Source organism: Paenibacillus darwinianus (assembly GCF_000598065.1).
Lineage (GTDB): Bacteria > Bacillota > Bacilli > Paenibacillales > Paenibacillaceae > Paenibacillus_I > Paenibacillus_I darwinianus.
The window spans coordinates 1-6,504 of the sequence record NZ_KK082176.1; the positions used below are offsets into that span (position 1 = coordinate 1).

General features: G+C 58.0%; 8 protein-coding genes. 1 reads left to right on the forward strand and 7 read right to left on the reverse strand.

What is annotated here, in order from left to right; translation table 11 throughout:
* Positions 1-590: 590 nt before the first annotated feature.
* Positions 591-1,691, reverse strand: a complete 1,101-nt coding sequence (gene ychF / locus BG52_RS10725) for a redox-regulated ATPase YchF (RefSeq protein WP_036585280.1) — start codon at positions 1,689-1,691, stop codon at positions 591-593.
* Between the two features lie 104 nt (positions 1,692-1,795).
* On the opposite strand from ychF, the gene BG52_RS10730 reads away from it, so the two are divergent.
* Entirely contained in the window at positions 1,796-2,134 is a 339-nt protein-coding gene (locus BG52_RS10730) for a L,D-transpeptidase (protein ID WP_036585281.1), read from the forward strand.
* A gap of 145 nt (positions 2,135-2,279) precedes the next feature.
* On the opposite strand, the gene trxA is transcribed toward BG52_RS10730, so the two are convergent.
* The 6 genes from trxA to nirD form a co-directional block, all read right to left on the reverse strand.
* Positions 2,280-2,591 (reverse strand): thioredoxin, encoded by a 312-nt coding sequence (gene trxA, locus BG52_RS10735; protein ID WP_036585282.1) that lies wholly within the window; start codon positions 2,589-2,591, stop codon positions 2,280-2,282.
* A 92-nt stretch (positions 2,592-2,683) separates the two neighbouring features.
* On the reverse strand, positions 2,684-3,109 hold the full coding sequence (locus BG52_RS10740; RefSeq protein ID WP_036585284.1) for an RrF2 family transcriptional regulator: 426 nt from the start codon (positions 3,107-3,109) through the stop codon (positions 2,684-2,686).
* An 85-nt stretch (positions 3,110-3,194) separates the two neighbouring features.
* On the reverse strand, positions 3,195-4,028 hold the full coding sequence (locus BG52_RS10745) for an aldo/keto reductase (RefSeq protein ID WP_036585286.1): 834 nt from the start codon (positions 4,026-4,028) through the stop codon (positions 3,195-3,197).
* A gap of 311 nt (positions 4,029-4,339) precedes the next feature.
* Positions 4,340-5,104, reverse strand: coding sequence for a uroporphyrinogen-III C-methyltransferase (gene cobA / locus BG52_RS10750; protein ID WP_036667237.1), 765 nt, complete (start codon positions 5,102-5,104; stop codon positions 4,340-4,342).
* 36 nt (positions 5,105-5,140) lie between these two features.
* Positions 5,141-6,040: a uroporphyrinogen-III synthase gene (locus tag BG52_RS10755; RefSeq protein ID WP_081793787.1), complete on the reverse strand. Its 900-nt coding sequence runs from the start codon at positions 6,038-6,040 to the stop codon at positions 5,141-5,143.
* A 39-nt stretch (positions 6,041-6,079) separates the two neighbouring features.
* Positions 6,080-6,412: a nitrite reductase small subunit NirD gene (gene nirD / locus BG52_RS10760; protein ID WP_036585289.1), complete on the reverse strand. Its 333-nt coding sequence runs from the start codon at positions 6,410-6,412 to the stop codon at positions 6,080-6,082.
* Positions 6,413-6,504 lie beyond the last annotated feature (92 nt).

Sequence of the window (6,504 nt, forward strand, 5' to 3'; positions counted from 1 at the left end):
GCGAGTGGAACGGGATTGTTGCTTTTCCCGGTCCCAGTAGGAAGTAGATTCATAGGCGTATGTAATCCCGGACCGTTTATCTTTTTGACGAATAATGGCGATGGTGTTCTCCCCCAATCCTCGTTATGTATTATAACACATAACGAGGATTGAGTCGATCGATTTCTCCAACAAAATTCAGTAAAATCAAGGATTCTCCGTTTTTTTAGCCCCCTCCCTCGTTATGTGTTTCGGGAATGCAGGTCAGAACCTGCCCTCTCACGCCTTTTAGCCTCTATGCAGACCGCCCGGAAAACAAATTCCGGTAAGACACTCCCTCACTTTTTGAGCGTAGAGGCAGCGGACAAAAGGCTGGTCATGCACCCCTCCGCTGAGCCTACGGGATAGTGGCCAAATGGCCGATCGTGCACCCCTCCGCTGAGCCTACGGGATAGTGGCCAAATGGCCGATCGCGCACCCCTCCGCTGAGCCTACGGGATAGTGTCTCAAAGTCGACGCCAAAAACCTTGTGCCAGCATTAACCGAAATTCCGATCGAGTCCCAGAATAACGACAAAAGGACGCTGAGAGCGCCCTTATCGGCTAATGCTTCTATACGTTAAACCGGAAATGCATGACGTCGCCGTCCTGCACGACGTATTCTTTACCCTCCAGCCGAAGCTGGCCTTTCTCCTTTGCCGCGTTCATCGATCCGGCCGCGACCAAATCCGCGTAGGAGACGACCTCCGCCCGAATGAAGCCGCGCTCGAAATCGGTGTGGATGACACCAGCCGCCTGAGGCGCCTTCATCCCTCTGCGGATCGTCCAAGCACGCACCTCCTGAACGCCTGCCGTGAAGTACGTATACAGACCAAGCAGCTTGTATGCCGCCTTGATCAACCGGTTCAGGCCAGACTCCTCAAGCCCGAGCTCCTGCAGGAACATCGCCTTGTCCTCGCCTTCCAGTTCGGCGATCTCGGCTTCTACCTTCGCGCTGATCGGCACAACCTCCGCATTCTCCGCTGCGGCGAATTCGCGAACCTTTTGCACGTACGGGTTGTCGTCGGTATCCGCCACTTCAGCCTCGCTCACATTCGCCGCATAGAGCACCGGCTTAATCGTCAGCAGATGCAAATCCCGCACGATCAGACGCTCTTCCTCACTCAGCTCGAGACTGCGCGCCGGCATGTCGTTGTACAACGCATCCTTGATGCGTTCCAGCACTTCGACCTCCTGCGCGTATTTCTTGTCTCCGCCCTTCATATTTTTACGGCTGCGGTCAATCCGCTTCTCAACCGAATCGAGATCGGCGAGAATCAACTCCAGGTTGATCGTCTGAATGTCGCTAAGCGGATCCACCTTGCCCGCCACATGCGTGATGTTCTCATCCTGGAAGCAGCGCACCACGTGCACAATTGCATCCACCTCGCGGATATGCGCCAAAAACTTGTTGCCCAGTCCTTCCCCCTTGCTCGCGCCGGCCACCAGACCTGCGATATCCACGAATTCAAAGGCGGTCGGCACCGTACGGTTCGGCACCACAAGCTCCGTCAGCTTATCCAGTCGCTCATCCGGCACCTCCACGACGCCTACGTTCGGATCGATCGTGCAGAACGGATAGTTCGCGGATTCCGCCCCCGCTTGTGTTATCGCATTAAAGAGCGTCGACTTGCCCACGTTCGGGAGGCCGACTATCCCAGCTTTCAAAGCCATCTATGACAACTCCTCAATCTCCAGATAATCTTACGCCATTATACCCGATGCGCAAAAACATTGAAAGCCCGGGTCACATACCCTATGGCAAAGGAGTGACAGCCATGCCCACTTACCGCATTATCGTCGATCTGTCGGACCGAAAATTATATTTGCTCGACGGAAATTCCGTCATTCGCCAATTCCCCGTCGGAATCGGTCGGATGCTCACCCGCACGCCTTCAGGTGAATTCACGGTCGTGAACAAGCAGGCCAATCCTGGCGGCCCGTTCGGAGCCTTCTGGCTCGGCCTCTCCAAACCGCACTACGGCATCCACGGTACGAATGATTCCGCCTCGATCGGACGCGAAGTGTCGCACGGCTGTATCCGCATGTACAATCAGGACGTTCTCGCTCTGGCCGCGCTGGTGCCGCTCCGCACTCGGGTTACGATACGAAAATAGCATCGCTATGAAACCGTCCGCCCCCCAACCCGACAAGGTATGACCAAAAGCGCGGCACGGCATACGACCATTGAATCCATCAAAAAACCGCAGGCCGCATTCCGTAGTCGGATGCGTGCCTGCGGTGTCGGCGATAAAACCGGAATTAAGCCTGGCCTTTGATTTTTGTTTTCAGTGCGTCCTTGCTTTGCAGACCGACCATCTTGTCGACCGGCTGCCCGTCCTTGAACAGGATCAATGTCGGGATGCTCATTACGCCGAATTGGGAAGCCAGCTCAGGCTCTTCGTCAACGTTGATTTTACCGATTGTTGCTTGGCCTTGAAGCTCCGTCGAAAGCTCCTCTACGATTGGAAGCTGCATTTTGCAAGGTCCGCACCACGGCGCCCAGAAGTCAACCAGCGCTACGCCGCTCTCGATGCTTTTCGAGAAATTTTCTTTCGTCAATGTTACTGCCATGGGAATCATCCTCTCCTATTTGCATAATAACTTGCGTATGTTAAGGGTAAACCCGTCACACCTGAATACGGCCGAATCGGTTCGTCTGCTGCTCAGCAATCTTCGCACGCCTGAATCTTCGCGAGCACCGCAGATATCGTGATGTCCTCGAAATAATCCTCCAGCCGCTTCTCCGCCGCGCAAAATATGTCGTCCATAACGGAACGCATGTTGGAGCCGACGACGCAATCCATATCCGGATCGCCCGAGCACCAGCTCGGCATAAGCGAGCCTTGCGCCATCGCCCGATAAACCGCTCCAAGCGTGACGGTCTCCGGATCAATGGTAAGCCTGTATCCGCCGCGCGTCCCTTCCCGCGTCTCGACGAAACCGCCTTTCCTCAGTACGCCCATGACCTTGCGAACCCTGGCGGCATTCGTCTGTACGTTATCCGCGATCGTGTCGCTGGACGCCATCTTCTCCGGCAAATGAGCCAGGAGAACAAGACTGTGGACGGCTATGGTGAATTCGCTGTTCATTACGGCACCCCGCTTCGTACTGTAAGTTTATCAGTTACAGTTACCTTTGTCAACGGCTGCCGCCCGCCCATCGGTAGTATGCGTTCTAAAAATTGAAATTATCCGGATCCGGGCCGAATCGGTGATGGCGGTCCAGCTTGTCGATGCTCGCCATTTCCGCCTCCGTCAGCTCGAAATCGAATAGGGCCGCATTCTCCTCGATCCGCGCGGGGTTGACCGATTTCGGGATCGTAAGCAGGCCATGCTGCAGGTCCCAGCGAAGGATGATTTGCGCCGGCGTCTTGAAATATTTCTCGGCCAGCTCGTTCAATACCGTCACATCAAGGTTGCCCTGCATCAACGGACTCCACGCCTGCAGCTTGATGTTCGCCCGGTCGCAGAACGCGCGCAGCTCCCGCTGGTTCAGCAGAGGATGGCACTCGACCTGGTTAACGGCCGGAACGACCTCGCTCGAATGCAGCAAATCTTCCAGATGATGAACCTGGAAATTGCTGACGCCGATCGCACGAACCAATCCGTCCTTATACAGCTTTTCGAGCGCACGGTAAGTCTCCTTATACTTGCCCGCCACCGGCCAGTGCACCAGGTACAGGTCGACGACGTCCAGACCAAGCTTGCGGCGGCTGTCCTCGAATGCACGCAGGGTGCTGTCGTAGCCCTGGTTCGAATTCCACACCTTCGTGGTGACGAAAACCTCATTCCGCGCGACTCCGCTCGCCTTTAACGCGCGGCCGACGCCCTCTTCGTTGCCGTAGGCCGCCGCAGTATCGATCAAACGGTAGCCGGTCTTAAGCGCCGCCTCGACGGCACGCTCCACCTCCTGACCTTCCTTGGTCTGCCAGACACCGAGCCCGAACCACGGAATCTCCACCCCGTTGTTCAGCTTGATTTTATCGGATATACTGCCTATTTGTATCATCCCGCAAAGCCTCCCATTACCCATAATGTGTTCGTCTCACCTCACTCACCACTCGCCGCGGCCGATTGGGATATAGCGTATCGTGATCGTCCCAGCCCGCAAGTCCTGTCGAAATCATGGCATGCGGAACACCTCCCCTCTTACCATATCAAAACGAAGGGGCAAAGAAAACAGAACAAGACCGGTCCGGCGTACAAACCCCGAATCGGTCTTGTTGGCGATTATGATGTTTTGGGAAAAAGCCGTGCTGCGATAACTACAACGTTCCCTTATCCTGGTGCGGAACCGCCCGGCGGGCATGAGGCAAGCCTCTAGCTTATTAACGCCTCGACCTTGCGCCATGCGAGCCGGTCGCGCATCGCGACGACCGGGCCGATCACGATGGTGACCGGGCTTCGCAGCTGCTCGGTCTCGGGATTCGCAGCGATATCGGCAAGCGTGCCGACCACGACCCGTTCGCCGCCCGTCGAGCCGCTCTGGATGAGCGCGATCGGCGTGGAAGCGTCCTTGCCGTTGTCCAGCAGACGCCCGGTGATGACGGGCAGCTGCTGCAGCCCCATCAGTACAACGAGCGTCTCCGCCCCCGCCGCCCATGACCAGTCTACGCAGGCGCCGCTCTTGCCGACACACTCGTGCCCCGTAATGACGGCGAACGAGGCGGCCAGCGTCCGGTGCGTCACCGGAATGCCGGCGTAAGCCGGCACCGCGATGCAGGAGGAGATGCCCGGCACGATCTCGAACGGCACGCCAAGCTCCGCGAGACGGGCCGCCTCCTCGCCGCCGCGGCCGAAGACGAACGGATCGCCGCCTTTCAGGCGCGTCACGGTCAGCCCGCGCAGCGCCCGGTCCGCGATCAGCTCGTTGATGTCCTCCTGCCTCATCGTATGGCGGCCGGATGCTTTGCCGACGTACAGCAGCTCGGCATGCGGAGAAGCCTGGCTAACCAGCTCCTCCGACACCAGCCGGTCATAGATCAGCACATCCGCCAGCCGGATCGACTCCAGCCCGCGCACCGTGATCAGCTTCGGGTCGCCCGGACCCGCGCCGGTCAAATAAACGAATCCTTTGCCGCTCACCCGCAACCACCCTTTCAACCGTATATGATCAGCCCGTCAGTCGTCCTTTGCCTCGCCTGATTTCAAACTCTCATCGTTGCCGCTTGCGCAGATACCTGTCGTCGAGGCAGTCACCGCATCCTCCTCGAATTCCATCCCTCCGAAATGGCGCGACATGGCGACCACCATGCTGCCCATCCGCTCCTCCTCGGGAAAAAGCACCCGCTTGACGCCTTCCTCGAACAGCGCCTCAGCCGTCACTTTACCAACGGCGACCGCAAGCACGCGTGTCTCAAAGGCGGCCAGCACCTGCACATACACGCCGCGCTTCACCGCGCTGCCCATCACGTACCGCACCTGCACGGTGCTCGTGAATGCGACGGCATCGACCTCCCCGCCGATAATCTCGCCGATCAGCCGTTCGACCACATCGCCCTCCGGCGCAACGTGCCGGTAAGGCAGCAATTCCTCGCAGATCGCGCCCCGCGCGGCGAGCGCGCCGGTGACGCGCGGCGCGGGATCGCCGTACAGCTGCAGCGCCACTCTTCTCCCCTCTAACGAATAAGAGGCCATCTCGCCCAGCAAGCCCGCCGTCGTCCCATCGTTGTCGCGCACATCGGGCGTCAGACCCAGCCGCCGCAGAACGTTCACCGTCTTGTAGCCCCGGGCCGCAAGCCGCATCCGCTTCAGAGCCGCCAGAAAAGCATCTTCATAACCGAGCTGACGGGCCTTGTCCATCAACGCCTCCGTACCGACGCCTGTCGTCAACACAAGCCAATCGGCCGGATTGTCGATCAAATCCTTCAATTGCTCTTCGATCCGCGTATCATACATAAAAACGGTGCCCTGTGCCGGCCTCGCCAGCGCACGGCCGCCAAATTTCTCGATCATGCGACTCATCTCATCCGCCTTGCGCGGACCTGTAACGGCTATTGTCCTTCCTTCCAAGCGCGCCATGCCAGCCGCCTCCCTCGTGAGCATCCAAATCATTACATCTTACGATACTAATGATTGTACCCCATCTACGGTCAGCGTTACATTACCCTTTTCGTCCACCGTCACCGGGTAGGCCGTTACACACCCTTCGTCGGGCGCCTGGACCCGCCCGTCGTGAAGATCGATTTTCCAATCATGCAACGGGCAGTATACATGGTGATCGCAAACTATGCCTTCGGACAGCTTCCCGCCCTTATGCGGACAGCGGTTCTCGATCGCCTTCATGCTGCCGTCCGACAGCTTGAACACCGCCAGCTCAAGCTCGCCGACCCGGAACACCCGCGCTCCCCGCTCCTGAAAATCCGAAACATGGCCGATTGTATATTTAGGCATGGTTTCGCCGCCTCTCTTTATTTATATCTTTGGTCGTTCTTTCTTAGCGCTCCTTGTCGGACATCAGCGCTTTTGGACTCGGCGCGTCGCCG